The sequence below is a fragment of the Mizugakiibacter sp. genome, from assembly GCF_039680435.1.
Lineage (GTDB): Bacteria > Pseudomonadota > Gammaproteobacteria > Xanthomonadales > Rhodanobacteraceae > Mizugakiibacter.
Map to the genome: position 1 here is coordinate 74,034 of NZ_JBDKSX010000029.1, position 25,332 is coordinate 99,365.

Annotated in this window: 27 protein-coding genes; 12 read left to right on the plus strand and 15 right to left on the minus strand. The window is 72.8% G+C overall.

What is annotated here, in order from left to right:
- Nucleotides 1-93 precede the first annotated feature (93 nt).
- Nucleotides 94-357 carry a hypothetical protein gene (locus tag ABFC67_RS03535; RefSeq protein ID WP_346736664.1) on the minus strand — a complete coding sequence of 88 codons (264 nt, stop codon included), beginning with the start codon at nucleotides 355-357 and terminating at the stop codon, nucleotides 94-96.
- Nucleotides 358-451: 94 nt separating this feature from the next.
- Between ABFC67_RS03535 and ABFC67_RS03540 the strand changes: the two genes are divergently transcribed.
- Nucleotides 452-970, plus strand: a complete 519-nt coding sequence (locus tag ABFC67_RS03540) for an SRPBCC family protein (RefSeq protein WP_346736665.1) — start codon at nucleotides 452-454, stop codon at nucleotides 968-970.
- A 64-nt stretch (nucleotides 971-1,034) separates the two neighbouring features.
- Nucleotides 1,035-1,322 (plus strand): hypothetical protein, encoded by a 288-nt coding sequence (locus ABFC67_RS03545; RefSeq protein ID WP_346736666.1) that lies wholly within the window; start codon nucleotides 1,035-1,037, stop codon nucleotides 1,320-1,322.
- Nucleotides 1,323-1,400: 78 nt separating this feature from the next.
- Here the strand turns inward: ABFC67_RS03545 and ABFC67_RS03550 are convergent, their stop codons facing one another.
- Nucleotides 1,401-2,336 (minus strand): MBL fold metallo-hydrolase, encoded by a 936-nt coding sequence (locus ABFC67_RS03550; RefSeq protein WP_346736667.1) that lies wholly within the window; start codon nucleotides 2,334-2,336, stop codon nucleotides 1,401-1,403.
- Between the two features lie 64 nt (nucleotides 2,337-2,400).
- Nucleotides 2,401-3,663: a crosslink repair DNA glycosylase YcaQ family protein gene (locus ABFC67_RS03555; RefSeq protein WP_346736668.1), complete on the minus strand. Its 1,263-nt coding sequence runs from the start codon at nucleotides 3,661-3,663 to the stop codon at nucleotides 2,401-2,403.
- A 108-nt stretch (nucleotides 3,664-3,771) separates the two neighbouring features.
- Between ABFC67_RS03555 and ABFC67_RS03560 the strand changes: the two genes are divergently transcribed.
- Complete coding sequence (locus ABFC67_RS03560; protein WP_346736669.1) at nucleotides 3,772-4,869, plus strand: phospholipase A; 1,098 nt, start codon at nucleotides 3,772-3,774, stop codon at nucleotides 4,867-4,869.
- Nucleotides 4,870-5,071: 202 nt separating this feature from the next.
- Here the strand turns inward: ABFC67_RS03560 and ABFC67_RS03565 are convergent, their stop codons facing one another.
- Entirely contained in the window at nucleotides 5,072-6,664 is a 1,593-nt protein-coding gene (locus ABFC67_RS03565) for a diguanylate cyclase (protein WP_346736670.1), read from the minus strand.
- 327 nt (nucleotides 6,665-6,991) lie between these two features.
- On the opposite strand from ABFC67_RS03565, the gene ABFC67_RS03570 reads away from it, so the two are divergent.
- Together ABFC67_RS03570 and ABFC67_RS03575 are read left to right on the plus strand one after the other, a co-directional pair.
- Nucleotides 6,992-9,301, plus strand: coding sequence for a transferrin receptor-like dimerization domain-containing protein (locus tag ABFC67_RS03570; RefSeq protein ID WP_346736671.1), 2,310 nt, complete (start codon nucleotides 6,992-6,994; stop codon nucleotides 9,299-9,301).
- Between the two features lie 101 nt (nucleotides 9,302-9,402).
- Nucleotides 9,403-10,203 carry an alpha/beta hydrolase gene (locus ABFC67_RS03575; RefSeq protein ID WP_346736672.1) on the plus strand — a complete coding sequence of 267 codons (801 nt, stop codon included), beginning with the start codon at nucleotides 9,403-9,405 and terminating at the stop codon, nucleotides 10,201-10,203.
- A 36-nt stretch (nucleotides 10,204-10,239) separates the two neighbouring features.
- On the opposite strand, the gene ABFC67_RS03580 is transcribed toward ABFC67_RS03575, so the two are convergent.
- The 3 genes from ABFC67_RS03580 to ABFC67_RS03590 all read right to left on the minus strand — a co-directional run bounded on the left by ABFC67_RS03580 (nucleotide 10,240) and on the right by ABFC67_RS03590 (nucleotide 12,887).
- Nucleotides 10,240-10,722 (minus strand): peptidylprolyl isomerase, encoded by a 483-nt coding sequence (locus ABFC67_RS03580; protein ID WP_346736673.1) that lies wholly within the window; start codon nucleotides 10,720-10,722, stop codon nucleotides 10,240-10,242.
- A gap of 105 nt (nucleotides 10,723-10,827) precedes the next feature.
- On the minus strand, nucleotides 10,828-11,232 hold the full coding sequence (locus ABFC67_RS03585; RefSeq protein WP_346736674.1) for a hypothetical protein: 405 nt from the start codon (nucleotides 11,230-11,232) through the stop codon (nucleotides 10,828-10,830).
- On the minus strand, nucleotides 11,229-12,887 hold the full coding sequence (locus ABFC67_RS03590) for a L,D-transpeptidase family protein (protein WP_346736675.1): 1,659 nt from the start codon (nucleotides 12,885-12,887) through the stop codon (nucleotides 11,229-11,231). The genes ABFC67_RS03585 and ABFC67_RS03590 overlap by 4 nt, the downstream gene beginning before the upstream one ends.
- Nucleotides 12,888-12,981: 94 nt before the next feature.
- On the opposite strand from ABFC67_RS03590, the gene ABFC67_RS03595 reads away from it, so the two are divergent.
- Together ABFC67_RS03595 and ABFC67_RS03600 are read left to right on the plus strand one after the other, a co-directional pair.
- Complete coding sequence (locus tag ABFC67_RS03595; RefSeq protein WP_346736676.1) at nucleotides 12,982-13,710, plus strand: murein L,D-transpeptidase catalytic domain family protein; 729 nt, start codon at nucleotides 12,982-12,984, stop codon at nucleotides 13,708-13,710.
- Nucleotides 13,711-13,860: 150 nt separating this feature from the next.
- Nucleotides 13,861-14,304: a carboxymuconolactone decarboxylase family protein gene (locus ABFC67_RS03600; RefSeq protein ID WP_346736677.1), complete on the plus strand. Its 444-nt coding sequence runs from the start codon at nucleotides 13,861-13,863 to the stop codon at nucleotides 14,302-14,304.
- A gap of 48 nt (nucleotides 14,305-14,352) precedes the next feature.
- Here the strand turns inward: ABFC67_RS03600 and ABFC67_RS03605 are convergent, their stop codons facing one another.
- From ABFC67_RS03605 to ABFC67_RS03620, 4 genes are all read right to left on the minus strand, one after another.
- Nucleotides 14,353-15,960, minus strand: a complete 1,608-nt coding sequence (locus ABFC67_RS03605) for a peptidase S10 (RefSeq protein ID WP_346736678.1) — start codon at nucleotides 15,958-15,960, stop codon at nucleotides 14,353-14,355.
- Nucleotides 15,961-16,196: 236 nt separating this feature from the next.
- Nucleotides 16,197-16,562, minus strand: a complete 366-nt coding sequence (locus ABFC67_RS03610) for a hypothetical protein (RefSeq protein ID WP_346736679.1) — start codon at nucleotides 16,560-16,562, stop codon at nucleotides 16,197-16,199.
- A 115-nt stretch (nucleotides 16,563-16,677) separates the two neighbouring features.
- Complete coding sequence (locus ABFC67_RS03615; RefSeq protein WP_346736680.1) at nucleotides 16,678-16,935, minus strand: RNA-binding protein; 258 nt, start codon at nucleotides 16,933-16,935, stop codon at nucleotides 16,678-16,680.
- Nucleotides 16,936-17,145: 210 nt separating this feature from the next.
- Nucleotides 17,146-17,355: a cold-shock protein gene (locus ABFC67_RS03620; protein WP_346736681.1), complete on the minus strand. Its 210-nt coding sequence runs from the start codon at nucleotides 17,353-17,355 to the stop codon at nucleotides 17,146-17,148.
- 436 nt (nucleotides 17,356-17,791) lie between these two features.
- On the opposite strand from ABFC67_RS03620, the gene rlmC reads away from it, so the two are divergent.
- The 3 genes from rlmC to ABFC67_RS03635 are packed head-to-tail and all read left to right on the plus strand — an operon-like array spanning nucleotide 17,792 to nucleotide 20,681.
- Nucleotides 17,792-18,919 (plus strand): 23S rRNA (uracil(747)-C(5))-methyltransferase RlmC, encoded by a 1,128-nt coding sequence (gene rlmC / locus ABFC67_RS03625; protein WP_346736682.1) that lies wholly within the window; start codon nucleotides 17,792-17,794, stop codon nucleotides 18,917-18,919.
- Nucleotides 18,916-20,223 (plus strand): TIGR03862 family flavoprotein, encoded by a 1,308-nt coding sequence (locus tag ABFC67_RS03630; RefSeq protein ID WP_346736683.1) that lies wholly within the window; start codon nucleotides 18,916-18,918, stop codon nucleotides 20,221-20,223. Before rlmC ends, ABFC67_RS03630 begins: the two co-directional genes overlap by 4 nt.
- Nucleotides 20,224-20,228: 5 nt before the next feature.
- Nucleotides 20,229-20,681 (plus strand): YaiI/YqxD family protein, encoded by a 453-nt coding sequence (locus ABFC67_RS03635; protein ID WP_346736684.1) that lies wholly within the window; start codon nucleotides 20,229-20,231, stop codon nucleotides 20,679-20,681.
- An 11-nt stretch (nucleotides 20,682-20,692) separates the two neighbouring features.
- Here ABFC67_RS03635 and ABFC67_RS03640 read toward each other — a convergent pair whose 3' ends face one another.
- Complete coding sequence (locus ABFC67_RS03640; RefSeq protein WP_346736685.1) at nucleotides 20,693-21,298, minus strand: rhomboid family intramembrane serine protease; 606 nt, start codon at nucleotides 21,296-21,298, stop codon at nucleotides 20,693-20,695.
- 399 nt (nucleotides 21,299-21,697) lie between these two features.
- On the opposite strand from ABFC67_RS03640, the gene ABFC67_RS03645 reads away from it, so the two are divergent.
- Nucleotides 21,698-22,447: an MliC family protein gene (locus tag ABFC67_RS03645; RefSeq protein WP_346736686.1), complete on the plus strand. Its 750-nt coding sequence runs from the start codon at nucleotides 21,698-21,700 to the stop codon at nucleotides 22,445-22,447.
- A 22-nt stretch (nucleotides 22,448-22,469) separates the two neighbouring features.
- Here the strand turns inward: ABFC67_RS03645 and ABFC67_RS03650 are convergent, their stop codons facing one another.
- Together ABFC67_RS03650 and ABFC67_RS03655 are read right to left on the minus strand one after the other, a co-directional pair.
- On the minus strand, nucleotides 22,470-23,273 hold the full coding sequence (locus ABFC67_RS03650) for an ABC transporter permease (RefSeq protein WP_346736687.1): 804 nt from the start codon (nucleotides 23,271-23,273) through the stop codon (nucleotides 22,470-22,472).
- Nucleotides 23,270-24,040, minus strand: a complete 771-nt coding sequence (locus ABFC67_RS03655) for an ABC transporter ATP-binding protein (RefSeq protein ID WP_346736688.1) — start codon at nucleotides 24,038-24,040, stop codon at nucleotides 23,270-23,272. Before ABFC67_RS03655 ends, ABFC67_RS03650 begins: the two co-directional genes overlap by 4 nt.
- 143 nt (nucleotides 24,041-24,183) lie before the next feature.
- On the opposite strand from ABFC67_RS03655, the gene trxC reads away from it, so the two are divergent.
- The gene (gene trxC, locus ABFC67_RS03660; protein ID WP_346736689.1) at nucleotides 24,184-24,627 is read left to right on the plus strand and encodes a thioredoxin TrxC; all 444 of its coding nucleotides are present in this window, start codon (nucleotides 24,184-24,186) and stop codon (nucleotides 24,625-24,627) included.
- Between the two features lie 46 nt (nucleotides 24,628-24,673).
- On the opposite strand, the gene ABFC67_RS03665 is transcribed toward trxC, so the two are convergent.
- Nucleotides 24,674-25,332 (minus strand): methyl-accepting chemotaxis protein (locus tag ABFC67_RS03665; RefSeq protein ID WP_346736690.1); only part of this gene is annotated, 659 nt, incomplete at its 5' end.

Sequence of the window (25,332 nt, forward strand, 5' to 3'; positions counted from 1 at the left end):
CCGGCGTCCGCGCCGACGCGGATCTGCCCGGGCCCTGCCGCAGCGCCAGCCAGGTGGCGATCGAGCCGCTCCGCGGCGTCGCGTGCGCTCGCGTCAGCGCTCGCGCAGGCGGTGGCTGTCGGCGGCGCCGAGGTCGAGGCCGTACACGCGCTTGAGATCGGCGATGCGCTTCAGCGTCGCCGCCGAGAACGGCGGCTTGTTCTCCAGCGCGTGCAGCGCCATCCCCTCGAGCAGGTCGCCCAGCGACAGGTCGAGGTATTCGGCCAAGCCCTTCAGCACCTTCAGCAGGCGCTTCTCCAGGCGCACGCCGGTCTGCACGCGTTCCACCTCGCGGCGCGGCTCGTCTCGGTTCGGCATCTCGGGCTCCTCGGTCTGCGCGGCCATTCTAGCCGCGCAAGCATTACTGGTGATATGGTACCATGGTACATATCAACCAACGAAGGATACCGCCATGCCTTCCCGCACCCTCAGCCTGGGCACCGCCCTCGCCATCCTCGCCTCCAGTGGAGCCACCGCCATGTCCTACGCCTCCGGCAGCCAGACCCGCTCGTTCACCCTGCCCGCGCCCTGCGCACGGGTGTTCCCCTACTTCACCGCCGAAGGCGAGCGCCGCTGGGCGCCCGGATGGGCGCCGGAAATGCTGAGTGGCGACCGCGAGCGCGGCAGCACGTTCCGCACGCGCGCGCCGGACGGCCGCGTCAGCACCTGGATCGTCAGCGCCTACGAACCCGCCGCCCACCGCGTCAGTTACGCGCGGCTGGCGGAGGGTTCCAATATCGGGCTGGTGGACGTGCACTGCGAGCCGGCCAACGGCGGACACGCGCGCATCAGCGTCACCTACACGCTGACCGCGCTCGGCGCGGGGGGCGACGCCTACGTGCGCGCGTTCCTGGACGACGCGGCCTATGCCGCCTTCATCGGCGAGTGGGAGCAGGCGCTCGGCGCCGCATTGGCGCGTGAGGTGCGCTGAACGGCGTTCCGTCGCCCCCACCTCGCGGAACCGCCGCGCGAAGTTGCCGCGGAGGATCTTGGCGATGCGCGCGTCGTCGTGGCCGCGCTTGGACGGCAGCGCGATCGGCGGCGTTGCGCATCTGCATCAGCACGTCGGGATGCGCGGCGATCTCGCCGTCCCACTGGGCGATGTTGCGCACGGTGCCGTCGTAGTCCTGCGCGTAGCTGCCGACGCCGCCGACGGCCAGGTTGCAGGCGGTCAGCCCGGGGCGCGCGCGTCGGCCAGCGCCGCAGCCGACAGCGGCCCGCCGGGCCCGGCCCGCGCGATGCCCCGCCCGCCCAGGCCGTCGATCGCGATCGCGTCCGCGTAACGCAGCCATGCCGGCGCTTCGGGCGCCGCGCGTGCGGCGCGCTGCGGCAAAGCCGCCGCGGCGGACGGCGCGCGGCGCTCAGCCCTTGCCGCCGCGGTCCAGCCAGACCTCCAGGCCCTGCGCGTTCAGCTCGATGTCCATCGCCAGCAGTTCGCGCATCGTCGCCGCGTCCTGCGCGCAGCCGTGCGCCTGCGCGCGCGCCAGGTACAGCTCGGCCAGCGCGGCGGCGATGCGCGCGTGGCGGTCCGGGGCGCCCGCGTTGGCGCGCGCGATGCGCACCATCGCATCGATCTGCACGAGCAGGTCCTGCGCCAGCCGCGGCACGTCGACGACGCGGCTGTAGTGGGTCAGGTACATCGCCTGCGGCGCGTAGGCGAGCATGCGCCCGATCGAGGCGCGCAGCGCGTCGGGCTCGAACTGGATCGGCGTGGTGGTCGGCAGGATGAAGGCGCCGCGCGCGGTGTCGAACTCGCGATAGGACAGGCCGAAGGTATCGCCGGGGAAGAACGCGCGGCTGCGTTCGTCCCAGATCGAGATGTGGTGGCGCGCGTGGCCCGGCGTGTCGAGGCAGCGCAGCGCGCGCCCGGCCAGTTCGACCACGTGGCCCTCGCCCGCCTCGACGATGCGCGCGGCCGGCACCGGCACCAGCGCGCCGTAGGAGCGCAGCACTTCCTCTTCGCCGTACACCGCGGACGCGCCGGCGACCAGCGCGCTCGGGTCGGCCATGTGGCGCGCGCCGCGCGGGTGCACGAGCAGCTTCGCGTTCGGCAGCTCGCGCAGCAGCGCGCCGGCGCCGCCGGCGTGGTCGAGGTGCACGTGGGTGAGGATCACGTAGTCGACCGCGGCGGCCGCGATGCCCTGCGCGAACAGCGCCGCCAGCAGGCGCGGCACCGAATGGTTGGTGCCGACGTCGACGAACGCGGCGCGTCCGCCCTCGACGATCAGGTGGCTGGCGTCGAAGCGCGGCCGGAAGAAGCCGGTGTCGATCGCGGTGATGCCGTGCTCGGCCTGCATGCGTCGGGTTCCGTGGGCGTCGTCGCCGGCCATGATCGCAAAAACCGGCGCGCGCCGTCCGCGCTCAACGCGGCGCCGCGCCCACGGCGTCCTTCAGCGCGGCGCGCAGCAACGCGGCGAAGGCGCGCGGCTCGCTGCGCCGGACTTCGACCCGTGGCGTCGCGTGCCAGGCCGCGCAGTCGCGCAGCGTGGCCGCCAGCGCGGCGGCCAGCCCGGATTCCACTGCGACGCCCTCTTCGAGATGCAGCGAGCGCACCTCGAACACGCCTTCGCCGCGGTGCGCCTTGGCGTCCAGCCGGCCGACCAGGCGGCCGCGGTGCAGGATCGGCAGCACGAAGTAGCCGTAGCGGCGCTTCGGCGCGGGCGTGTAGCACTCCAGCGTGTAGTCGAAACCGAACATCGCGCGTGCGCGCTCGCGGTCCCACACCACCGGATCGAACGGCGACAGCAGCGCGGTGCGCGTGGCGCGCAACGCGCCGGCCGCGGCGCGCTCGGCCCGTTCGCGCTGCGCTGCGTGCACGTAGCCGGGCGCGTCCCAGCCGCGCACTTCGACCGGCAGCAGTGCGCCTTCGGCCAGCAGCGGCTGCAGGTCGGCGTCGGCGATGCGCCGGCCGAGGCGGAAGTAGTCGGCGATCCAGCGCGCCTGCGTCACGCCGAGCGCCTGCACGCTGCGCAGGATCCACGCGTGGCGCGCCTCCGCCGCGGACGGCGCGGGCTGCGCGGTCGGGTCGGGTCGGGCCTTCGCCAGCACGCGCTCGCGCACGTCGTACACGCGCTGGAAGCGCTCGCGGCGCGCGATCATCAGCTCGCCCAGCGCGAACCACGCCTCCAGCCAGCGCTTCTCCGCCTTCCAGCCCCACCAGCCGCCGGCGGCGGTATCGGCGCGCCCGAAGTCGGCGGCGCGCACCGGGCCGCGCTCGCGCACGTGCGCCAGCAGGCGATCCATGCCCTCGCGGTGCTCGGCGTGCATGCGCCGGGCGTGGCGGTGCGCCCAGTGCTGCGCGCGCGCGGCGCGGTGCGCGTGGTGCAGCGCCCAGTCGGCCATCGGCGCGAAGCAGGCCTCGTGCGCCCAGCATTCGAACACTTGCCCCTCGGCCAGCAGCGCATCCAGCCATTCGGGCGGATAGGCGCCGACGCGCGAGAACAGCACCAGATACGGGCTGCGCGCGACCACGTGGATGGTGTCGATCTGCAGCAACTGCATGCGCACGATCGCCCGCAACAGCGTCTCGGGCCTGGCCTTCGCGCGAGGGCGCGCGAGCAGTCCCTGTGCGGCGAGGTGCAGCAGACGCGCCTGCGCGGCGCTGAACGTGAGGATCGGAGGCATGCGCGTTCCCGTCGGCGATCCGTACATGATCGCAGACGCCGCGCGCGGCGTAACCGCCACCCGTCGCGCTTGCCGTATCCTTCCCGCGCCCCAGGTACGGAACGTCCGATGCGCCTGTCCACGCTGCTGCCCGCACTCGGCTGCCTCGCCTGCGCGCTCGCCGCGGCGCGCACGCGCGCCGACGATGTGCCGCCCGCGGACCCCAGGGCGTGCACGGCGATCACCGCCGACGCCGAGCGCCTCGCCTGCTACGACCGCGCGATGGGGCGCGCCGCGCCGACCGCGCACTCGCCGCTGAAGACGCCGCCGGTGCGCAGCCCGACGCCGCAGACGCTCGACGACCAGTTGCGTTACGCGCGCGCCGAGCCGCTGCAGGCGCCGACGGCGCCGCTGTCGCTGCTGGACAGCCGCTGGGAGCTGTCGCCGCAGTCGAAGCTCGGGCCGTTCCACGTCCGCGCCTACAAGCCGGTGTACCTGCTGCCGGCGTTCTACACCAGCAGGACCAACCAGACGCCTTCGAGCCCGGCATCCGGCCACACCGTCGCCCGGACGGAAGGGCTCGACAAGCTCGAATCCAAGTTCCAGCTCAGCCTGAAGACCAAGATCTGGCAGGGCATGTTCGGCGACAACGGCGACCTGTGGATGGGCTACACGCAGACCTCGCACTGGCAGGTCTACAACAGCGACATCTCGCGCCCGTTCCGCGAGACCAACTACGAGCCGGAGGCGATCCTGGCGTTCCGCACGAACTACGACGTGTTCGGCTGGAAGGGACGCCTGCTCGGCGTCGGCTTCGATCACCAGTCGAATGGCCGCGCCGATCCGCTGTCGCGCAGTTGGAACCGGGTCGTGTTCGATCTCGGCCTCGAGCGCGAGGGCTGGACGCTGATGCTGCGGCCGTGGATCCGCGTGCCGGAGAGCCGCAGGAACGACGACAACCCCGACATCGCCGACTACCTGGGCCGCGGCGACCTGCTGCTGGTGCACGACTGGGGCAGCGGCCACGAACTGGCGGTGATGCTGCGCCATTCGCTGCGCGGCGGCGACCGCTCGCACGGCGCGGTGCAGGTGGACTGGGCATTCCCGATCCACAACGAGCTGCGCGGCCACGTGCAGATCTTCAGCGGCTACGGCGAGAGCCTGATCGACTACAACCACCGCGCGACCTACCTCGGCCTCGGCGTGTCGATGCTGGAGTGGTACTGAGCGCGGCGTCGCCAACCGCACGCGGCGCGCTCAGGCGACGACCCGCGGAATCTTGCCGATCTTCGCCCGCCACCCGCGCCGCCGGTCGGATGCACGAGGTGCCGTCGCCGTCGACAGTGACCGGCACGCGCGCCTTTCGAACCGCAGCCGCTGCCATGCCGAGGGTCGCGAACGCGGCCATGCGCGCGGAAAGCGCGCGATCCTAGCGCGCCGCGATCACGGGCGCCGCCTCGCCGGCGAGCATCACGCAGTCGCGGCCGGCGGTCTTGGCCGCGTACATCGCGGCGTCCGCGCGCGCGATCAGCGTCGCCATGTCTTCGCCCGGCGCCAGCGCGGCGATGCCGATGCTCACGGTCAACGGCCGCCCGTCCGCGTCGACCGCCACGCGCATGCGCCGCAACTGCTCGCGGACGCGCTCGGCATAACGCCGGGCGTCGACGAATCCGCAACCCGGCAGCAGCACGGTGAATTCCTCGCCGCCGTAGCGGCCGATTTCCGCCTGCGGCAAATGCGGATCGCGCAGCGCGGCGGCGAACGCCAGCAGCGCGTCGTCGCCGGCATGGTGCCCGAAGTTGTCGTTCAGCGACTTGAAGTGGTCGAGATCGAGAAACAGCACGCACAGCGGCTGCGCGGTGCGCGCCGACTCGCGCAGGCGCAGCTGCAGGCGCTCGGTCCAGGCGCGCCGGTTGAGCACGCCGGTGTAGGGATCGGCGTCGGCCAGCGTGCGCGCGTAGTCGAGGTCGCGGCGCAGGTCCAGCGCGCGGTGCGCCAGGCCGATCGAGAGCACCACCGCCTCGAACGCCGCCGCCGCGATGCAGGCGTCGTTGATCCACAGCACGCCCGGCAGTGCGCCCGACACCTGCGCGCTGTCGATGGCGGTCAGCACCAGCAGCGGCGCCCACCCGGCCAGGAACAGCAGGGCGTAGCGCGATCCGCGCCAGGCGCCGATCGCGCTCGCGGCCAGCATCAGCAGCGTGCCGGCCAGCAGCGCCGGATTGACGATCGCCCGCGTCGCCGCCTGCAGCGCCGGTAGCGGCAGCATCGCCAGCGCCGAGACGAGGACCATGCCGATGCCGTAGGCGTGCAGCGCGCGCGCCAGCCGCGGCGCGTGGCGATCGAGCCGGGCGAAGCGCGCCAGGAACGCGGCGGCGCAGCCCACCGCCAGGCCGACCGCGAAGCGCCCCCACAGCAGCGGCGCTGCGGCGACCGCGTCGATGCCGAGCGGGCGCACCGCGTAGCCCGACTGGATCGCCTGCACGACCAGGTAGCCGAGCACGTAGCCGGCGTAGAGCACCAGCGTGAAGTCGCGCAGGATCGCGGCGAACACCAGCCCCATCAGCGCCATCGCCAGCATCACGCCGAAGCACGCGCTGACGAAGGCGAGCCAGCGCGCGTCCTCGCGCTGGAAGTCGCGCTCGGTGGTGACGGCGAACGCCATCGGCGCGGATACGGCGGGATACGGTTCGATGCGCAGCCGCAGCGGCTGGCCCGCTGCCGGAGGATGCGCGATGCGGAAGGCGATGCGCCCGTGCGCGGGCAGCGCGGTATCCGCCGGCTCGTTGAGCGCCCCGCGCTGCGGCGATCCGCCGGCATCCAGCAGCGTGACCGCCCCGAGCGGCGGATGCCGCACCATCAGCACCAGCGGCGGATCGGGCCAGCGGCCGCCGGCCGGCAGCAGTTCGATCGACGCGCCGTCGGGGTTGCGCGCAAACGCCTGCAGGCGCGCGGGATCGAACGGCCGCCATCCGGCCGCCTGCCCGGCGGCGATTGGTCCGGCCGCCCAGCGCCCCTGCATGCCGAGATCGGCAGCGGCGGGCGCGGGGACGGACAGCGCGGCAAGCAGCAGGACGCCCGCCGGCCATCCGCGCCCCGCGGCCGCTACCGCCAATACGTGCACGCGCCGATTGCCTCTGTCATGCCTGCGTCGCCCGCGGTCGTCCTGCGCTTCCGGCGCGAAGTCCGCGCCGATCCGGCCGAGGCGTCTGCGCGTACGGCCGCGTCGCCACCGAAGGCTATCGTAGCCGGGCGCGTGCACCGCGTTGCGTGACTATCGTCATGGGCGGGTCCGCGCGACGGCGCGTAGCCTTGCCAAATTGCCGTCCAACTCCGGGGAACCCTGCCGATGTCCCGTGCCCTGATCCGATTCGCAGGCCGCACGCTCGCGGTCGCGCTGCTCGCCGGCGCCGCCGGCATCGCCCAGGCGGACGCGTCGGCCGCGCCTCCTGCGCTTTACGGCTTCGGCACTGCCGATGCCGCCGCGCAGCGCGACCTCGAACGCCGCTTCGATGCGCATCTCGACGCCGCCGACATGCGCGCCTGGATGCAGTCGATGGCGTCCGCGCCCAACCACGTCGGCTCGCCGCACGACAAGGCCAACGCCGAGTTCGTGCTGCAGCAGTTCCGCGACTGGGGCTGGGACGCGCGCATCGAGACCTTCGAGGTGCTGTACCCGACGCCGAAATCGCAGGCGCTGGAATTGCTCGCGCCGACCCGCTTCACCGCCAGCCTGAAGGAACCGCCGATCGACGGCGACGCCAGCTCCGCGCGCACCGACGGCGCGCTGCCGCCGTACCTCGCCTACGGCGGCGACGGCGACGTGACCGCCGAGCTGGTCTACGTCAACTACGGCATGCCCGACGACTACAAGGAACTCGCGCGCCACGGCATCGACGTCAAGGGCAAGATCGTGATCGCGCGCTATGGCGCCGGCTGGCGCGGACTGAAGCCGAAGCTCGCGTACGAGCACGGCGCGGTCGGCTGCATCGTCTATTCCGATCCGCACGAGGACGGCTACCGCGCCGGCGACGCCTACCCGAAGGGCGGCTGGCGTCCGCCCGAGGGCGTGCAGCGCGGCTCGGTGCAGGACATGCCGGTCTATTCCGGCGATCCGCTGACGCCGGGCGTGGGCGCGACCAAGGGCGCCAAGCGCCTGGCGATCAAGGACGCAAGGACGATCCTGAAGATCCCCACCCTGCCGATTTCCTACGCCGACGCGCAGCCGCTGCTGGCCGCGCTCGGCGGCGACACCGTGCCGGCGAACTGGCGCGGCGCGCTGCCGATCACCTACCACTTCGGCCCCGGCCCGGCCAAGGTGCACCTCGCCGTGCAGTCGAACTGGGACATGAAGACGCTGTACGACGTGATCGCCACGCTGAAGGGATCGCAGTACCCCGACCAGTGGGTGATGCGCGGCAACCACCGCGACGGCTGGGTGTTCGGCGCCTGGGATCCGCTCAGCGGCCAGGTCGCGATGCTGGCCGAAGCGAAGGCGATCGGCGCGCTGGCCAAGGCCGGCTGGAAGCCGAAGCGCACGCTGGTCTACGCGAGCTGGGACGGCGAGGAGCCCGGCCTGCTCGGCTCCACCGAATGGGCCGAGGCGCACGCCGAGGAGCTGCGGCGCAAGGCGGTGCTGTACGTCAACTCCGACACCAACGTGCGCGGCTTCCTCGACATGGGCGGCAGCCATTCGCTGCAGCGCCTGCTGAACCAGGTCGCCGCCGACGTGCGCGATCCCGAGACCGGCGTCAGCGTGCTCGAGCGCAAGCGCGCGAAGATCGAGGTCGACGGCTACGCCAAGGACGCCACGCCCGAGCAGAAGGAGTCGGCCAAGCGCGCAGCCGACGGCGACGTGCCGCTGGAGGCGCTCGGCTCCGGCTCCGACTTCAGCCCGTTCCTGCAGCACCTCGGCGTCGCCGCGCTGAACCTCGGCTTCGACGGCGAAGACCAGCAGGGCGGCGTGTACCACTCCGACTACGACACCTTCGAGCACTACGTGCGCTTCGGCGATCCCGGCTTCGCCTACGGCGTGGCGCTGGCGCAGACCGCCGGCCGCGTGATGCTGCGCGTCGCCGACGCCGACGTGCTGCCGCTGCGCTTCGGCGACGTCGCCGACACCTACGGCCGCTACGTCGAGGAGCTGCACAAGCTCGCCGACGGCGAGCGCGAGCGCAGCGTCACCCTGGGCCGCCTGCTCGACGCGCACGCGTTCGCGCTGGCCGCCGACCCGACCCGCGCCAGCGCGCCGCCGCCGCGCGAGGACGCCGTGCCCTTCCTCGACCTCGCGCCGCTGGACAACGCGCTGGTGCGCCTGCGCGCCAGCGCCAAGGCGTTCGACGCGGCCTACGCCGCCGCCGCGCAAAAGGACTTCGCGCTCGCCGCCGCGCAGCGCAACGCGGTCGACGGCGTGCTGCAGGGCATCGAGCAGGCGCTGACCGACGCGCAGGGCCTGCCCGGCCGGCCGTGGTACAAGCACATGATCTACGCGCCCGGCCTGCACACCGGCTATGGCGTCAAGACCATGCCCGGCGTGCGCGAGGCGATCGAGGAACGCCGCTGGGGCGAAGCCAACCGCTACGCCGCGGTGATCGCGAAGACGCTGGACGGCTACAGCGCCGACCTCGACAAGGCCGCCGCCGCGCTCGGCGCACGCTGAGCGGGCGGGGGCGCGGCCCGCCGCCGCGCCGTGTCGCCGGCGGCCGCACGGCGCTACCCTTGTGCCGCGCGCCGGCCACACCCGCGCAAGGGAGGTTCCGCATGTCGATGCGCCCCGCGTCGAAGCGCGCGCTGCGTCTGGCGCTGGCCCTGCTGGGTAGCCTGGCGCTTGCCGGTTGCCTCGACGCCGGCACGATCCGCCGGCCGCTGCCCAGCAGGACCTTTGCCGCGCCGCACCTCGGCCCCGCGCACGTCCTGGTGGTGGTGCTGCCGGGACGCGGCGACGACCTCGCCGCGCTCGAGCGCGCCGGCATCGTCGGCGCCATCCAGGACGCATGGCCCGACGCCGACGTGACCCTGACCGCCGCCGGCATGCCCTACTACCGCGCCGGCCTGATGCCGCACGCGCTGCGCCGCGACGTCATCGCGCCGGCGCGCACCCGCGGCTACCGCGCGATCTGGCTGCTGGGCGCATCGCTGGGCGGCATGGGCGAAGTGCTGTACGCGCGCGACTACCCGCAGGAAATCAGCGGCATGATCATGCTCGCGCCCTATCTGGGCGATGCCGGCACGACCGACGCGATCCGCGCCGCGGGTGGACTCCGTGCGTGGGATCCCGGCCCCGCCCCACCCGCGGTGAACGGCGGCAACTACCAGCGCGAGCTGTGGCGCAGCGTGCGCGGCTGGCTCGCGCAGCCCGGCTTCGCCGCGCGCGTGTGGGTCGGCTGCGGCAGCGACGACCCGTTCATGCGCAACCTGCCGCTGCTGCGCGAGGCGCTACCGTCCGATCACGTCATCGAACGGCCGGGCGGGCACCGCTGGAGCGTATGGGTGCCGCTGGCGCGCAGCCTGCTCCAACGGATCGACGACACGACGCCAACCGCGGCGGGCGCGCCACGCTAGGCCATGGGCCCGGCCGCAGCGCGGCCGGCGCGGCGCTCAGTGGTGGTGGCCGCCCGCGCCGTGCACGTGGCCGTGCTGCGTTTCCTCGGCAGTGGCCTCGCGCACCTCGGTCACCTCGATCGCGAAGTGCAGGGTCACGCCGGCCAGCGGATGGTTGCCGTCCACGGTCACGTCGTCGCCCTCGATGCGGGTGATCACCACCGACAGCGGGCCGTTGTCGGTCTGCGCGCGGAACTGCATGCCGGGCTCGAGCTGCATCACGCCCTGGAACGCCGCGCGCGGCACGACCTGCACCAGTTGCTCGACGCGCGGGCCGTAGCCTTCCTCCGGCGCGACCTCGACCTCGAACGCGTCGCCCGCGCTGCGGCCGGCCAGCGCCTTCTCCAGGCCCGGCACGATATTGCCGGCGCCGTGCAGGTAGGCCAGCGGCTCGCGTCCATCGGACGAATCCAGCACTTCGCCGGCATCATTGGTCAGCGTGTAATGGAAGGAAGCGACGCAGCGCTCGGCGATCTGCATGGAAAACCTCGGGACGGGGAAACGGCTGGGCTCGCGCGCTGCGCGGAGACGGGAACGACTAGGCTAGGTCAGCGCGCGGCGCGACGCAACCGCAACGATGCGCGCTCATTCCGGCCCGTACTGCAGCCACAGCTCGGCGGTGCGCTCTTCGTGGAACACGCGCACGTCGAAGCCCGCCTCGCGGGCGAAGATCTCGCCGTGCTCCACCTGCGGCACGTGCGCCAGGTCGGCCTCGACGTAGGCCACCCGTACCTGTTCGAAGCCCTCGTCCCGCAACCGCTGCACCAGCCGGAACAGATCCTCCGGCGGCGGCGGCTCGCCGCTCATCGTGTCCACCACCAGCAGGCGCCGCGGCCGGCGCGCGCGCACCTCGACGGCGATCGCGCGCCAGTAGGCGAGCGTCGTCTCGAGGCTGCCGTTGACCCCGCTGACGTACGCACGCAGGATGCCGCGCCGGTGCTCGAAGCGCAGACTGAAGGGCGACGCGGGGTCGCGCGGCGGCAGGTTCATCGCGGCATGGTAGCCGGCAAATGCGCATCCAGCGCATGCAGCAGTTCCGCATCGCGCGCGTAGACGTCGGGCTTGTAGGCGACGCGGCCGTCCGGCAGCACGTCGACCGTCCAGTACAGCAGCAGCAGCGGCACCGGCCGCGCCAGGTTGACGGTGCGGGTTGCGCCGGTGGCGATCGCCGCGTCGATCGCCGCGCGGTTCCAGTTCGCAGGATCGTCGAGCAGGCGCTCGACCAGCTCCAGCGGGCGCTCGACGCGGATGCAGCCCGAGCTGAACGCGCGCTGCCCGGCGCCGAACAGCTCCGTGTGCGGGGTGTCGTGCAGGTAAACCGCATAAGGATTGGGAAAGCGGATCACCACGCGGCCGAGCGAGTTGCCGGGGCCGGCGTCCTGGCGCAGCGTGAGGCCCTGCGGGTGCTTCCAGTCCACCCGGCCGGGCGGCACCTCGCGGCCGCCGGCGTCCAGCACGCGGATGCGGTTGGCGGCGAGGTAGCCGGGCTTGCGGCGCAGTTTCGGCAGGATGTCGTTGTGCAGGATCGTCGGCGGCACCGTCCAGGTGGGATTGAACGTGACGTAGGTGATCTCGGACTTGAACGCCGGCGTGCGGCGGTACGGACGGCCGACCACCACCCGCGAACGCCATTCCGGTTGCGCGCCCTTGAAATAGGTGATGCGGTAGCCGGCGATGTCGACCAGCACGAAGTCGCCGCGGATCTGGTGCAGCAGCCAGCGCGCGCGCTCCATGTTCACGCGCACCTGGTCGATGCGCGCGTGCACCGGCACGTCCAGGGCGGCGCGCGTGGCCGGGCCGACCGCACCGTCGGCGTCGAGCAGTTGCTCGGTCTGGAAGCGCCGCACCGCTGCCGCCAGCGTGGCATCGAAGACATCGGCATCCTGCGGCGCCGCGAGCGTCTCGCCCGCCACCTCGTCGGCCGTCAGGCGTCGGCGCAGCAGCGCCACGCGCGGATCGACCATGCCCTCGCGCAGCGTGGGGCCGGCGGGAACCGACGGCCAGCCGCCGCGCGCCTCGGTCTCGCGCAGCCGGCGCAGCGCGTCGCGCAGCCGGCCGTACAGCGGATGCTGCGGGCGCGCCTGCGCGAACGCCTCCGCGATGCGGCCTTCGCCAATCGCGACCGACGCGTCGCGCAGCCCCTGCGCGACGTCGGCGTCGCGCGGCTCGAGGTTCCAGCCCGGATCGAGGCTGCGCGGATCGACCTTGCCGCGATAGAGGTGCTGCAGCGCGGCGAAGCAGGCAGCGGTCGCGCGCAGATCGGCGTCGGCGCGCCGGGTGGCGTCCTCCAGGAGGGAGGCGTTCGGCTCCGGCGGCCGCGCCAGCGCATCGACGCCGTAGTCGCGCGGGTCGAGGCCGTCGTTGGCGAGCCCGCGCAGGGCGGCGACCAGCGCAGCGCGCCGGCCCGGCGCTTCCCACGCCGGCGCGAAGCCGCGCTGCTGGTAGAACGCCGCGACGCCCTCGACCAGGCGCGCCCCGCCCACCGCGGGCGCGCGGACGTCGGCCTCGTGCAGTTGCTCGATGCGTTCGCGCAGGCGCTCGGCCACCGCGTCGGCGGGCGGCGGCGACTGCGCGGCGCCGCGTCCCGCCGCGCCGAGCAGCCCGACGACGACGACCGCCAGCACGAGCCTTCCGATACGCCGCATCCAGTCGCCTCCGCGCGGCGCCATGCCTGCGCACGCCAGTACTGTGAACCGCGTCGGCGCAATTTGCGCCGGGCATCTTTAGCATAGCGCGCCGATGCGACCGCCCTTATTCCACCGGCGCCTGCTGGCGCCCGCGCTGCTGCTGTGCGCCTGCGCGCCGGCCTTCGCCGTCGGCACGCTGGCGCAATCGCTCAGCGCCGCCGCGCCCAGCGCGAATCCGCGCGTGATCGACCTGGCCGTGCGCGCGCAGGACTGCGCCGTGCGCAGTGGCGAGCCCACGCCGGAGCGGCTCGCCGTGATCGACTACTCGCGCCCCTCCACCGAGCCGCGGCTGTGGGTGTTCGACCTGGCGCGCCAGAAACTGCTGTTCGAGGAACTGGTCGCGCACGGCCGCAACAGCGGCGACAACCTCGCGCGCAACTTTTCCAACGCACCCGGCAGCCTCGAATCCAGCCTCGGCCTGTTCCGCACGCTGGGCACCTACAGCGGCCGCAACGGCTATTCGCTGCGCATGGACGGGCTGGAACCCGGCGTCAACGACCGCGCGCTGGAGCGCGCGCTGGTCATCCACGGCGCGCCCTACGTCAGCGCCGCCACGGCGCGGCGCATGGGCCGGCTCGGCCGCAGTTGGGGCTGCCCGGCGGTGCGCCCCGCGGTCGCACAGCGCCTGATCGACACGCTCAAGGGCGGCCAGATGGTGTTCTCCTACTACCCCGACGCGCGCTGGCTGCACGCCTCGCCCTACCTGCGCTGCGAAGGCGAGCCCGCCGCGGTGGCGGCCGCCGCGCCGCACGCCAGTGGCCGCGGCGCGGCGGCACGCTGAGTCGATCCGCGCGCGCCGCCGGCTGACCGGAGTCAACGCCGGCGCCTGCGCTGCGCGCGATCCTGACGGCATTCGCACGCGGCGCCCACGCGGCCCTTCGCCGGGGCACCGGCGTTCCGCGGCCGTCTCGCCGCATCCAAGGAGGTTCCCATGAATTCGCCCCGTCTTCCCTACACCACGCTGGCCGCCGAGCCCTACCACGCGCTGGCCCAGGTCAGCGCCGCGCTCGGCAAAGGCAGCCTCGGCAAGCCGCTGCTCGAACTGGTCTACACGCGGGCCTCGCAGATCAACGGCTGCGGATACTGCCTGGACATGCACGCCCGGGCGCTGCGCGCGGGCGGCGAGGAGTCGCGCCGGCTCGACACCCTGGCCGGCTGGCGCGAAAGCCCGTTCTTCAGCGCGCGCGAACGCGCCGCGCTGGCCTGGGCCGAGGCGCTGACCGACGTGGCGAACAGCCACGCGCCCGACGCCGCGTTCGACGCCCTGCGCCCGCACTTCGACGATCGCGAGATCGCCGAGCTGACCTTTGCGATCGCCACCATCAACGCATGGAACCGCGTCGCCGTCGGCATGCGCGCGGCGATCCCGGCCTGAAGCCGGCCAGCGGGGCGCGGCCGCGCGCTGCGGCCGCGCCCCGTCCCGTCACTGGCCGACGTTGTCGGTCGCCTCGATGAAGCGCGCGACGTTGTCGTGCAACTGCTTCAGCGACGCCTCGTGCGCGTAGACCATGTGCCCGGAGGGGTAATAGGCCGTGGAGATGTTCTTGCGCAGGCTGTCCGGAATCGGCAGGTGGTTCAGCTCGTACTCGGCGGCGAAAAACGGCGTCGCCAGGTCGTAGTAGCCGCCGTTCATGAACACCTTGAGGTCCGGGTTGTACTTCATCGCCACCGCCAGGTCCGGGATCACGTTGGTGGACTGCTGCAGCGCCTCGTGCGCGCCCGGCGCCTTGTGCGCGAAGTTCCAGTCGTCGATGTCGGCGAACAGGCGGTAGCTGCGGCCTTCGCCGAACTTGAGCTGCTTGCGCACGTAGTCGTTGAACGCGGCGACGTAGGCGGAGCTGATCGCCGCCGACTGCGGGTCGTACTGCGCCTCCTTGCTCAGCGGGTCCATCGCGGGGCCGGAGAAACGCGTGTCGAGGCGGCCGGTGGTGGTGTCGCCGTCGATCTGCAGTTCGTGCTCGAACATGCCGCCGCTGACGCGCAGGTTGGCCTTCAGCAGGTAATCGACCGGCAGGCCGGTGTACTGGTGAAGCTTCTCGGCCACCGCCTGCTTGCGCGAGGCATCGAGCGTGGCGCCGGCCAGCAGCGCCTGTGCGTAGTCGCCCAGCGCGAACTGCTCGACCTCCTTCAGGAACGGCTCCAGCTGCGCCGGCTGCTGCGGCAGCCTGTGGTGGTACCACGCGGTGGCGGCGTAGGTGGGCAGCGCGAGCACGTAGGGCAGATCGACGCCCGGGTTGTTCGCCACGCCATCGATGTCGGTGTCGAAGCTGAGGATCTGCGAGAGCAGGATCACGCCGTTCAGGTCGACGCTGTCCTCGGTTTCCAGCACGGCCGACAGCGCCGCCGAGCGCGTGGTGCCGTAGCTCTCGCCGAACAGGTACTTCGGCGAATTCCAGCGGCCGTACTTCGACAGGAACCGGGTGATGAACTGGGCGAACGCCTGGGCGTCGCCGTCGACGCCGTAGAACTGCTTCTTGCGTTCCTTCATCAGCGCATCGCGCTTGTCCTTGTCGTCGGCGTCGGCGACCAGCCGGCTGAAGCCGGCGCCCGGCGCGTCGATGAACACCAGGTCGCTGGCGTCGAGCAGGCTGTAGGCGTTGTCGATCAGGCGGTACGGCGCGGCCGGCGTGTGCGTGTCGTCGGCGGTGGCCACGCGCTTGGGCCCGAACGCGCCCATGTGCAGCCACACCGTCGCCGAACCCGGGCCGCCGTTGTAGACGAAGGTGATCGGGCGCTTGCCAGCGTCCGCGCCCTTCTTGAAGTAGGCGGCGTAGAAGATGCTCGCGGTGGGCTCGTGCTCGGCGTCGCCCTTGCCGTGCAGCACCAGCGTGCCGGCGACCGCCTTGTAGTCGATGCGGCGGCCTTCCACCGCAACCGAGCCTTCCGTTTCCGACTGCTGCGGCTGCGTCAGCGTGACGTCCGGTTTGGCGGCGTCCGCGGCCGCATGCCCGGCGGGGTCGTCCTTGGCGAACGTGGGGACGGTGGCCACGCAGAGCGCGGCGATGGCGATGCAGAGCGGAAGCCTGCGCATGGGGATTCCTTGGAAGGGACAAATGATCGCCCGCAGCATGCGGCATGCCCCGATTCCACTCATGCGCCGGAAGTCATTCGCCCCACGCACCCATGACGACGGCTCGACGCGCCCCCATGCCGCCCACGGTGCGGCCCCGGCAATTACGCGATCCTCTCCACCAAGCGCAGGTGCCCGCCACTGCCGCGGACTGGATATGCCGAAGGGCGCCCGCGCGCCGCGAACGCGCGCGGCGGTCAGCGGTGATCGTGGTCGCGGTCGCCGCGCCGATGGCTGCGATGGCCGTCATGGCCATCATGGCCGCGACCGCCGTCGCCGCGCCAGCCGCGGCCGTCGTGCCCATGACCGCGGCCGCCGTAGTCGCGGTAGTACAGGCCGAGTCCGATGGACGGGCCGTAATAGCAGCACCACGGGTCGTAGTAAGGCGCGGGGTAATAGCCATAGCCCGGGCCGACGTCTTCGTAGATCACGCCGCCGCGGCCGTAGTAGGCGTCGCCGTAATAGCCGTCGCCGCGCACGTAGCTGTAGCCGGGGTCGTAGACGCAGCCCGCCAGCAGCACGAGCGCTGCGGCAAGCATGCAGAGATGGGTCGTGCGTCGCATGGGCCGCCTCCATCGGAGGTTACGGCCACAGGTTGGGCCCGACGCCTTGAATAGGGCCTGAGCGCGGTGTGAAGGCGGGCGCCGCGGGCCTGCGCCCGCCGCACCCGGGGCCGGCTCAGCGCCGGCGGCTGCGCAGTTCGGACTTGAGTCCGACGCGGATCGACTCGTTGCCGTGGAACGAGCCGTTGAGGGCGGCGATCGCGGCGCGCGCCTCGTGGCCTTCCATCTGCAGCTCGGCGAAGCCTCTGCACTCGCCGGTGAACAGATCGCGGGAAAGGTGGATGCCGTGCACGCGTCCATACGCGGCGAACATCTCGGTCAGTGCCTGTTCGGTCATGTTGCGCGGCAGGCCGCGCACGCTCAACGTCAGCATGTTGCACCTCCAAAAAAGCAGTTCTTCCCCGGCTGCAGGGGCGGCCTCAGCCGCAATCGCGAGACAGCGATCCGGGGCCAGGGCCCCTCCCGCAGGCGTTGGTGATTCGCGGCTGATGCCACTCCCTCGCTTTGGAGAAGAACCCCGAAAAAAAAGGCGTCGGGCGGACGCAGTCCGCCCGACGCCTTGGTAGAAACCGGTGCTGCTTGCTTACTGCACCTGCACCTGGTCGGCCTGCAGGCCCTTCGGGCCCTTGACCACCACGAAGCTGACCTTCTGGCCTTCCTGCAGCGACTTGAAGCCGCTGCCCTGGATGGCGCGGAAGTGAACGAACAGGTCCTCGCCGCTCTCCGGGGTGATGAAGCCGAAGCCCTTGGCGTCGTTGAACCACTTGACGGTACCGTTCTGGCGATCCGACATAACTAACTCCTTGAAACACTTGCGTTGAATGAATGATGAAACGCGACCACGGAACATCCGGGCCGGTACTGAGGTTGCAGGGAGTGAGCGAGCGAAACGATGAAGCGGATCGGAGGGATCAACCGCATCGGGTCACAATGCACCGTGACCCTAGCAATCACAGCGCCGCCAAGGTACACCCTTTCGCGCCGAAAAGCCAATGGTGGCGGGGCATTGATTCAGGTTCTCGCCCGCCCGCCGCGGAAGCCTGGCACGCCCCGCCGACGGGCCCGCAAGCCGCCCCGCCGGCGGGTTGCGGCCCCGGCGGCGATAGGCGCCGCAGTACGGGCCGTTTCGGCGCCCGCCCGAGGCCGCCGCAGACCCCGGACGGTGCCTGCGCCGTGGCCAGGACGCAGGCGCCTGCTAGCATGTCGCCTTCCGTTCCAGCCAGCCGTCCATGCACTGCGACTATCACGCCGCGGGCCGCTGCCGTTCCTGCACGCACCTCGACATCCCCTACGCCGACCAGTTGGCGGCCAAGGACCGGCACTGCCGCGCCCTGCTGGGCGCGCACGGCGGCGCCGCCTGGTTGCCGCCGGCCGCCAGTCCCGAAGCGGGTTTCCGCAACAAGGCCAAGATGGTCGTCGGCGGCAGCACCGAGGCGCCGCTGCTCGGCATCCTCGACAGCGCCGGCCGCGGCGTCGACCTGGCCGGATGCCCGCTCTACCCCGCCGCGCTGCAGGCCGCCTTCGCGCCGGTCAAGGCGTTCATCGCCGCCGCGCGCGTAGCGCCCTACGACGTCGCCCACCGCCGCGGCGAGCTGAAATACGTGCTGGTCACCCTGGCCGCGCACAGCGGCGAGCTGATGCTGCGCTTCGTGCTGCGCTCGCAGGAGCCGCTGGCGCGCATGCGCCGGCACTTGCCCGAGCTGCACGCCGCGCTGCCGGCGCTGCGCGTCGTCTCGGCCAACCTGCAGCCGGTGCACCAGGCGGTGCTGGAAGGCGAGCAGGAAATCGCGCTGAGCGCGCAGCAGAGCCTGGCCATGCGGGTCAACGGCTTGCCGCTGCACCTGCGCCCGCAAGGCTTCTTCCAGACCAACGACGCGGTCGCCGCCGCGCTGTACCGCCAGGCGCGCGAGTGGACGCGCGAACTCGCGCCTGCCTCGCTGTGGGATCTCTATTGCGGCGTCGGCGGCTTCGCCCTGCACTGCGCCGAGGGCGCGCACGAAGCGGTCGGCGTGGAGGCCAGCGCCGAGGCCGTCGCCGCCGCCGAACGCAGCCGCGACGAGCTCGGCCTCGGCCACGTGCGCTTCGTCGCGCAGGACGCCACCGCGTTCGCGCTCGCCGCGCCGCGCGCGCCCGAGCTGGCGATCGTCAACCCGCCGCGGCGCGGCCTCGATGCCGAGCTGTGCGCGTGGCTGGACGCCAGCGGCGTGCGTGCGGCGATCTATTCGAGCTGCAACGCCGAAACGCTGGCGCGCGACCTGGCGCGCATGCCGCGGCTGCGCCTGGCCCGTGCGCGCGTGCTCGACATGTTTCCGCACACCGCCCATTACGAAGTCGTCGCCCTGCTGCTGCGCGCATGAACCGCCCGGACGTCCAGCACGAGCGTCCCGCCGAAGAGGCGCGCACCGCGGCGACGCTGGCCGTCGTCGGCGGCGGCCCGGCCGGGCTGATGGCCGCGGAAACGGCGCGCGCGGCCGGGATCGAAGTCGACCTCTACGAAGGCATGGGCTCGGCCGGCCGCAAGTTCCTGCTGGCCGGCAAGGGCGGACTGAACCTGACCCACGGCGAGCCGTTCGAGGCGTTCGTCGCGCGCTATGCCGGGCGCAGCGCCGAGGTGCGGCGCTGGCTGCAGGACTTCGACGCCGACGCGCTGCGCGCCTGGGCGCGCGGGCTGGGCGTCGACACCTTCGTCGGCAGCTCGGGGCGCGTGTTCCCCTCCGACCTCAAGGCCGCGCCGCTGCTGCGCGGCTGGCTGCGCCGCCTGCGCGAGCGCGGCGTGCGCATCCACGTGCACCACCGCTGGCAGGGCTGGGACGCCGACGGCACGCTGCGCTTCGCCACGCCCGCGGGCGAGCACCGCGTGCGCGCCGACGCCACCGTACTGGCGCTGGGCGGCGCGAGCTGGCCGGAGCTGGGTGCCGACGGCGGGTGGACGTCGATCCTCGAAGCGCAGGGCGTGCCGGTGGCGCCGCTGCTGCCGTCGAACTGCGGCTTCGACGCCGGCTGGAGCGCGCGCTTCGCCGAGCGCCATGCCGGTGCGCCGGTCAAGCCGGTGGCGATCGCCTGGACCGACCGCGACGGCCGTCCACGGTGCCGCCAGGGCGAATTCGTCGTCACCGCGAACGGCGTCGAGGGCAGCCTGATCTACGCGCTTTCCGCCGCGTTGCGCGACGCGATCGCGGCGCACGGCGAGGCGGAGATCCTGCTCGACCTCGCCCCCGACCGCGACGTCGCCTGGCTGGCGCAGGCGCTGGCGCGCCCGCGCCACGGCCGCACGCTGAGCGAGCACCTGCGGCGCACGGCCGGCATCGTCGGCGTCCGCGCCGGGCTGCTGTACGAGCTGCTGCCGAAGGACGCGCTCGCCGATGCCGCCGCGTTGGCTGCCGGCATCAAGGCGCTGCCGCTGACGCTGCTGCGCACGCGGCCGATCGCCGAGGCGATCAGCAGCGCCGGCGGCGTGCGCTTCGACGCGCTGGACGCGCGCCTGATGCTGCGCGCGCGTCCGGGCACGTTCTGCGCCGGCGAGATGCTCGACTGGGAAGCGCCGACCGGCGGCTACCTGCTCACCGCCTGCTTCGCCAGCGGCCGCGTCGCCGGCGCGGCCGCGGCCGCATGGCTGCGGACGCGGCCGCCGCGCGCCGTTGCCGCCACGCCGAAGGACTGACGCGCATGCAGATCTGGGTCGATGCCGACGCCTGCCCGAACCCGATCAAGGAGATCCTGTTCCGCGCCGCCGAGCGCGCGCAGGTAGCGGTGACGCTGGTCGCCAACCAGTGGCTGCGCACGCCGCCTTCGCGCTTCGTGCGCGCGCTGCAGGTGCCGGGCGGCATCGACGTCGCCGACAGCGAGATCGTGCAGCGCACCGCGGCGGGCGATCTCGTGGTGACGCAGGACATCCCGCTCGCCGCGCTGGTGCTCGCCAAAGGCGCGCTGGCGCTGAATCCGCGCGGCGAGCTGTACACGCCGGACACCATCGCCCAGCGCCTGTCGATGCGCAATTTCATGGACGAGCTGCGCGGTACCGGCGTCGACACCGGCGGCCCGGCCGCGTTCCATCCGCGCGACCGCCAGGCCTTCGCCAACCAGCTCGACCGCTGGCTGGCGCAGCGCCGCGCCGGCTGACCCGCCGCGCGTCAGAACGGCGGGTGGGTCAGGCGTTCGACGAACAGCGCCAGCACCCGCGGCTCCATCGCCAGCGTGAACGCGATGCCGTAGGCGGCGCCCCACAGGTGCGCGCTGTGGTTGATGGCGTCGGTGCCGCGGCGGTCCATGTAGATCGAGTAACCGACGTACAGCACCGCGTAGAGGATCGCCGGCAGCGGGAAGAAGAACACGAAGATCGTCGCCCACGGCTGCACCAGGATGAACGCGAACAGCACCGCCGACACCGCGCCCGACGCACCCAGGCTGCGGTAGTCCGGATTGTCGCGGTTGCGCAGGTAGGTCGGCAGGATCGAGGCCACCAGCGCGCCGAGATAGAACAGCACGTAGCCGGTTTCGCCGAGATAGCGGACGTACAGCCCTTCCATCGCGCGACCGAAGAAGTACAGCGTCACCATGTTGAACAGCAAGTGCTGGCCGTCGGCATGCACCAGGCCGTAGCTGACCAGGCGATACCACTGCCGGTCGCGCGCGACCGCCGGCGGCCACAGGATCAGCCGCTGCAACAGCGCGCCGTCGCGGAACGCCAGGAACGAGACGAGGCAGGTCGCGGCGATGATGGCAAGGGTCAGGCTCATGGGATTTCCGACGATGGCGACCCGCTCCTTTTAACCGATCGTCGCGCGGCGCGCGACCGCGTGCGGCTCGAACGGGCCTGGCGGAACGAACCGCATCCGACGCGCCGGAGGCGATCCGATGCCGCGCCGCGCCCGTCCCGGGCCGCGCGCGAAACCGCAACGCCGCGCCGGACTCTGCCGCGCCTGGCTGCAGTGCGCGCGACCGGCACCCGCACCATCGACGCAGCGACCCGAGCGCGCCTCGCGCGGCGCCCGTCCTGCAGCCGTTCACGTCCGCCGGGCTATACACGCCACACCGCGCCGCTGCATGCGAAACGTCCCGCGCGCCGACACGCGCGGGGGCGAGGCATACTCAGGGCCGGTTTCGGCATCCTCCACCGCGAATCGTCGGAGACTTCCGTGCGCACCACGCCCCTGTTCACGCTGCTGCTGGTCCTGTCGCTCGCCGCCTGCCAGGCGACCGTGGCGCCGCGCCCCGCGGCGACCGTCCCGCCGGCACCCACGCCACCCGCCGCGCCGACGTCGCCCGCCGTCGCGCCGCCGCCGGCGGCACCGGCACCGCCGGCCGTCGCAGCGCCGGCGCCGCGCAACCTGGCCTACCAGTGCGGCGACCGGCGCGTCGGCGCGCGCATCGACGGCGACGCGATCGTGCTGGCGCTGCCCGGTCGCGAGCTGCGCCTGCCGCAGCAGGTGTCCGCCAGCGGCACGCGCTATGCCGACGGCGAAGGCAGCGAGTTCTGGAGCAAGGGCGCGGAAGCGCGCCTGACGCTGGACGGCGGCAAGCCGCAGGCGTGCGCGCTGACCGACGCCGGCTCGCCGTGGGACGACGCCAAGGCGCGCGGCGTCGGCTTCCGCGCCGTCGGCAGCGAGCCCGGCTGGAGCGTCGAGGTCGATCGCGGCAACGCGCCGGCGATGCGCGCCGTGCTCGACTACGGCCGGCGCCGGCTCGACGTGCCCGCCACGCAGCCGTTCGGCGATCCGACCAACGGCGAAGTCGGCTTCCGCGGCAACGCCGCCGGCACGCCGGTGGAATTGCGCATCCGCCGCGAAGCCTGCACCGACGCGATGAGCGGCGAAACCTTCAACGCCAGCGCCGACCTCGGCGTCGGCGGCACGCACTATCGCGGCTGCGGACGCTTCCTGTTCTGACCCCGCCACGCAGCGCCGCCGGCTACGCCGTGCTCTCCGCGCTGTAGCGCGCCAACAGGCCGCTGCGCACGGTGGCGCGGAACACCGCGACGAAGCAGGCATAGGCCAGCACGATCTGCGCCGTCGCCAGGCCGGCCGCCCAGGCCAGCTCGTGCAGCGGGAACGGCCGCCCGGCGACCAGCGCGCGCAGCCCCTCGAACACGTACGACGGCGGCAGCGCGTGCGCGATCCACTGCATCCACGCCGGCAGCACGGCCAGCGGGTAGAACACCGCGGCGAACGGCGACAGCAGCGCCGGAATCGGCCACACCAGCCACTCCGACGCGGGCCCCAGCCGCAGCACCATCGCGCTGGCGAGGATGCCGAGCGCGATGCCGAACAGGAACAGCACGGCGACGAACGGCACGAACTGCGCGCCGTAGGCGAGGAACGGGAAGCCGAACGCCAGCGTCGCCAGCGCCAGCATCACGGCGAGGCCGACCAGGCTGGTGGCGATGCTGGTCAGCACCAGGCCGAACACGTACTCGGATACGGCCAGCGGCGTCGCGAACAGGTTGAGGAAGTTGCGCGACCACACGTCCTCGAGGAACGCGGTGGTGACGCCGTGCATGATGCGGGTGAAGAAATCCCACAGCAGCGCCGCGCCGAGCAGGGTCAGCAGGAAATCCGGGCCGTGCGGCGCGATGCGGTCGAGATAGCGCGCGATGAAGCCCCACAGCACGACGTCGATCGCCACCCACGCGAACAGCGGCACCAGCCGGGTCGGGCTGCTGCGCAAGAGGTAATACTGGCGCAGCGCGATCGCGGCGACGTGGCGCGCGTTCATGCGGCCGGCCCGGCGAACGTCAGCGGCTCGCGCGCGACGCGGATGAACAGCGCTTCCAGCGACGCCGCGCCATGCTCGCGCGGCAGCGTCTTCGGGTCGCCCTCCAGCAACAGGCGGCCCTGCGACAGGAACAGCACGCGGTCGCACACCGCCTCGACCTCGTACATGTTGTGCGAGGTCCACAGGATGCCGAGCGTGTCGCGGTCGGCGATCGTGCGGATGGCGTGGCGGATGCGCTGCGCGGCCGACGGATCCAGCGACGCGGTCGGCTCGTCCAGCAGCAGCAGGCGCGGCGCGTTCAGCATCGCCTTGGCCAGGCACACGCGGGTCTGCTCGCCGGACGAGAGCAGGCCGCAGCGGGTGCGGCGGAAACGCGTCAGGTCGAACTGCTCCAGCACCGCCTCGATGCGCGCGTCCAGCCCGCGCACGCCGTACAGCAGGCCGAAGCAGCGCAGGTTCTGCTGCACGGTCAGGTTGCCCGGCAGCGGCGCGTAGACGGCGGCGAAGTTGGTGCGCGCCAGCGCGCGCTCGCGCTCCCGCGCGAGATCGACGCCTTCGATGCGGATGTCGCCCCCGCTCGGCGCCAGCACGCCGAGGATCATGTTGATCGTGGTGGTCTTGCCCGCGCCGTTCGGGCCGAGCAGGCCGACGATCTCGTTGCGGCGCACCTCGAACGATACGCCATCGACCGCGGCGGCCGCGCCGTAGCGCTTGCGCAGGTCGCGCACGGCGAGGATCGGCGTCGCTGGCGATGTTCGCGTGCTCACGGGACGGGCGCGGTCGGAGCGGCAAGCGGTACGTGCGGACGATCTTGCCACAGCGGCGCGCCGCCCAGGACGCAGCGAGTCGAGCCCTTGTGCGGCGCACCGTGCGGCACCATCTAGGCGCCATCCTCGTTTCGGAGCGTGCCGTGACGACGCCCGTGGAAGTCCCCTGCCCGCACTGCGCGACGCTGAATCGCGTGCCCGGCACGCGCCTCGGCGAGCATCCGGCCTGCGGGCGCTGCAAGCAGCCGCTGTTCGGCGGCCATCCGGTCGAGCTGCGCGGCGACACCTTCGACGCCATCGCCGCGCGCGGCGACCTGCCGGTGCTGGTCGACTTCTGGGCGCCGTGGTGCGGTCCGTGCCGCGCCTTTGCGCCGGTGTTCGCCGACGCCGCGCGCACGCTGGAGCCGCGGCTGCGCCTCGCCAAGATCGACACCGAGGCCGAGCCGGCGCTCGCCGCCCGCTTCGGCATCCGCAGCATCCCCACGTTGGCGCTGTTCCACCGTGGCCGCGAAGTCACCCGCAAGGCCGGCGCGATGGACGCGCCGTCGCTGCGGCACTGGCTGGATCGCGCACTGGCGCAGGCCTGACGCGGCGGCCGCCTCGCGCGGCGGCCGCCCGCCCACCCGGCGAGGATCAGAACTCGGCCCATTCGCCGGCGACGCCGGCCGAAACCGCGATCGGCAGTGCGCTCGGCGCGCGCACCGGCTTCGCCGTGCGGCCGGTGCGTGCCGGCACGGCGCTTTCGGCGGCGCGGGGGATGCGCGCCGGCGCCGGCCGCGCCTCGGCCGGACCGTGTGCGTCCGTCGGCTGCGCGCGCCCTTCGCCATCGTCGCCGATGCGGAAAAAGGCGACCTGGCGCTGCAGCACATCGGCCTGCTCCTGCATCGCCCGGCTCGCCGCCGCGGCCTCCTCCACCAGCGCCGCGTTCTGCTGCGTCACCTCGTCCATCTGCATCACCGCAGTGGTGACCTGGTCGATGCCCGAGGACTGCTCCTGGCTGGCCGCCGCGATCTCCGCGACGATGTCCGTCACCTTCTTCACGCTCTCGACGATGTCCGCCAGCGTGCGGCCCGACTGGTCCACCAGCTCGGTGCCCGCCTTCACCTTGTCCACCGAGTCGCCGATCAGGACCTTGATCTCCTTGGCCGCGCCCGCTGCGCGCTGTGCCAGGTTGCGCACCTCGGTCGCCACCACCGCGAAGCCGCGGCCCTGCTCGCCCGCGCGCGCCGCTTCCACCGCCGCGTTCAGCGCCAGCAGGTTGGTCTGGAACGCGATCTCGTCGATCAGGCCGA

What these genes read in the sequence shown, in the direction of transcription:
- ABFC67_RS03535 (WP_346736664.1), bottom strand. Translation starts at nt 357, where the DNA reads ATGCCGAACCGAGACGAGCCGCGCCGCGAGGTGGAACGCGTGCAGACC.
- ABFC67_RS03540 (WP_346736665.1), top strand. Translation starts at nt 452, where the DNA reads ATGCCTTCCCGCACCCTCAGCCTGGGCACCGCCCTCGCCATCCTCGCC.
- ABFC67_RS03545 (WP_346736666.1), top strand. Translation starts at nt 1,035, where the DNA reads ATGCGCGCGTCGTCGTGGCCGCGCTTGGACGGCAGCGCGATCGGCGGC.
- ABFC67_RS03550 (WP_346736667.1), bottom strand. Translation starts at nt 2,336, where the DNA reads ATGCAGGCCGAGCACGGCATCACCGCGATCGACACCGGCTTCTTCCGG.
- ABFC67_RS03555 (WP_346736668.1), bottom strand. Translation starts at nt 3,663, where the DNA reads ATGCCTCCGATCCTCACGTTCAGCGCCGCGCAGGCGCGTCTGCTGCAC.
- ABFC67_RS03560 (WP_346736669.1), top strand. Translation starts at nt 3,772, where the DNA reads ATGCGCCTGTCCACGCTGCTGCCCGCACTCGGCTGCCTCGCCTGCGCG.
- ABFC67_RS03565 (WP_346736670.1), bottom strand. Translation starts at nt 6,664, where the DNA reads ATGCAGGGGCGCTGGGCGGCCGGACCAATCGCCGCCGGGCAGGCGGCC.
- ABFC67_RS03570 (WP_346736671.1), top strand. Translation starts at nt 6,992, where the DNA reads ATGTCCCGTGCCCTGATCCGATTCGCAGGCCGCACGCTCGCGGTCGCG.
- ABFC67_RS03575 (WP_346736672.1), top strand. Translation starts at nt 9,403, where the DNA reads ATGTCGATGCGCCCCGCGTCGAAGCGCGCGCTGCGTCTGGCGCTGGCC.
- ABFC67_RS03580 (WP_346736673.1), bottom strand. Translation starts at nt 10,722, where the DNA reads ATGCAGATCGCCGAGCGCTGCGTCGCTTCCTTCCATTACACGCTGACC.
- ABFC67_RS03585 (WP_346736674.1), bottom strand. Translation starts at nt 11,232, where the DNA reads ATGAACCTGCCGCCGCGCGACCCCGCGTCGCCCTTCAGTCTGCGCTTC.
- ABFC67_RS03590 (WP_346736675.1), bottom strand. Translation starts at nt 12,887, where the DNA reads ATGCGGCGTATCGGAAGGCTCGTGCTGGCGGTCGTCGTCGTCGGGCTG.
- ABFC67_RS03595 (WP_346736676.1), top strand. Translation starts at nt 12,982, where the DNA reads ATGCGACCGCCCTTATTCCACCGGCGCCTGCTGGCGCCCGCGCTGCTG.
- ABFC67_RS03600 (WP_346736677.1), top strand. Translation starts at nt 13,861, where the DNA reads ATGAATTCGCCCCGTCTTCCCTACACCACGCTGGCCGCCGAGCCCTAC.
- ABFC67_RS03605 (WP_346736678.1), bottom strand. Translation starts at nt 15,960, where the DNA reads ATGCGCAGGCTTCCGCTCTGCATCGCCATCGCCGCGCTCTGCGTGGCC.
- ABFC67_RS03610 (WP_346736679.1), bottom strand. Translation starts at nt 16,562, where the DNA reads ATGCGACGCACGACCCATCTCTGCATGCTTGCCGCAGCGCTCGTGCTG.
- ABFC67_RS03615 (WP_346736680.1), bottom strand. Translation starts at nt 16,935, where the DNA reads ATGCTGACGTTGAGCGTGCGCGGCCTGCCGCGCAACATGACCGAACAG.
- ABFC67_RS03620 (WP_346736681.1), bottom strand. Translation starts at nt 17,355, where the DNA reads ATGTCGGATCGCCAGAACGGTACCGTCAAGTGGTTCAACGACGCCAAG.
- rlmC (WP_346736682.1), top strand. Translation starts at nt 17,792, where the DNA reads ATGCACTGCGACTATCACGCCGCGGGCCGCTGCCGTTCCTGCACGCAC.
- ABFC67_RS03630 (WP_346736683.1), top strand. Translation starts at nt 18,916, where the DNA reads ATGAACCGCCCGGACGTCCAGCACGAGCGTCCCGCCGAAGAGGCGCGC.
- ABFC67_RS03635 (WP_346736684.1), top strand. Translation starts at nt 20,229, where the DNA reads ATGCAGATCTGGGTCGATGCCGACGCCTGCCCGAACCCGATCAAGGAG.
- ABFC67_RS03640 (WP_346736685.1), bottom strand. Translation starts at nt 21,298, where the DNA reads ATGAGCCTGACCCTTGCCATCATCGCCGCGACCTGCCTCGTCTCGTTC.
- ABFC67_RS03650 (WP_346736687.1), bottom strand. Translation starts at nt 23,273, where the DNA reads ATGAACGCGCGCCACGTCGCCGCGATCGCGCTGCGCCAGTATTACCTC.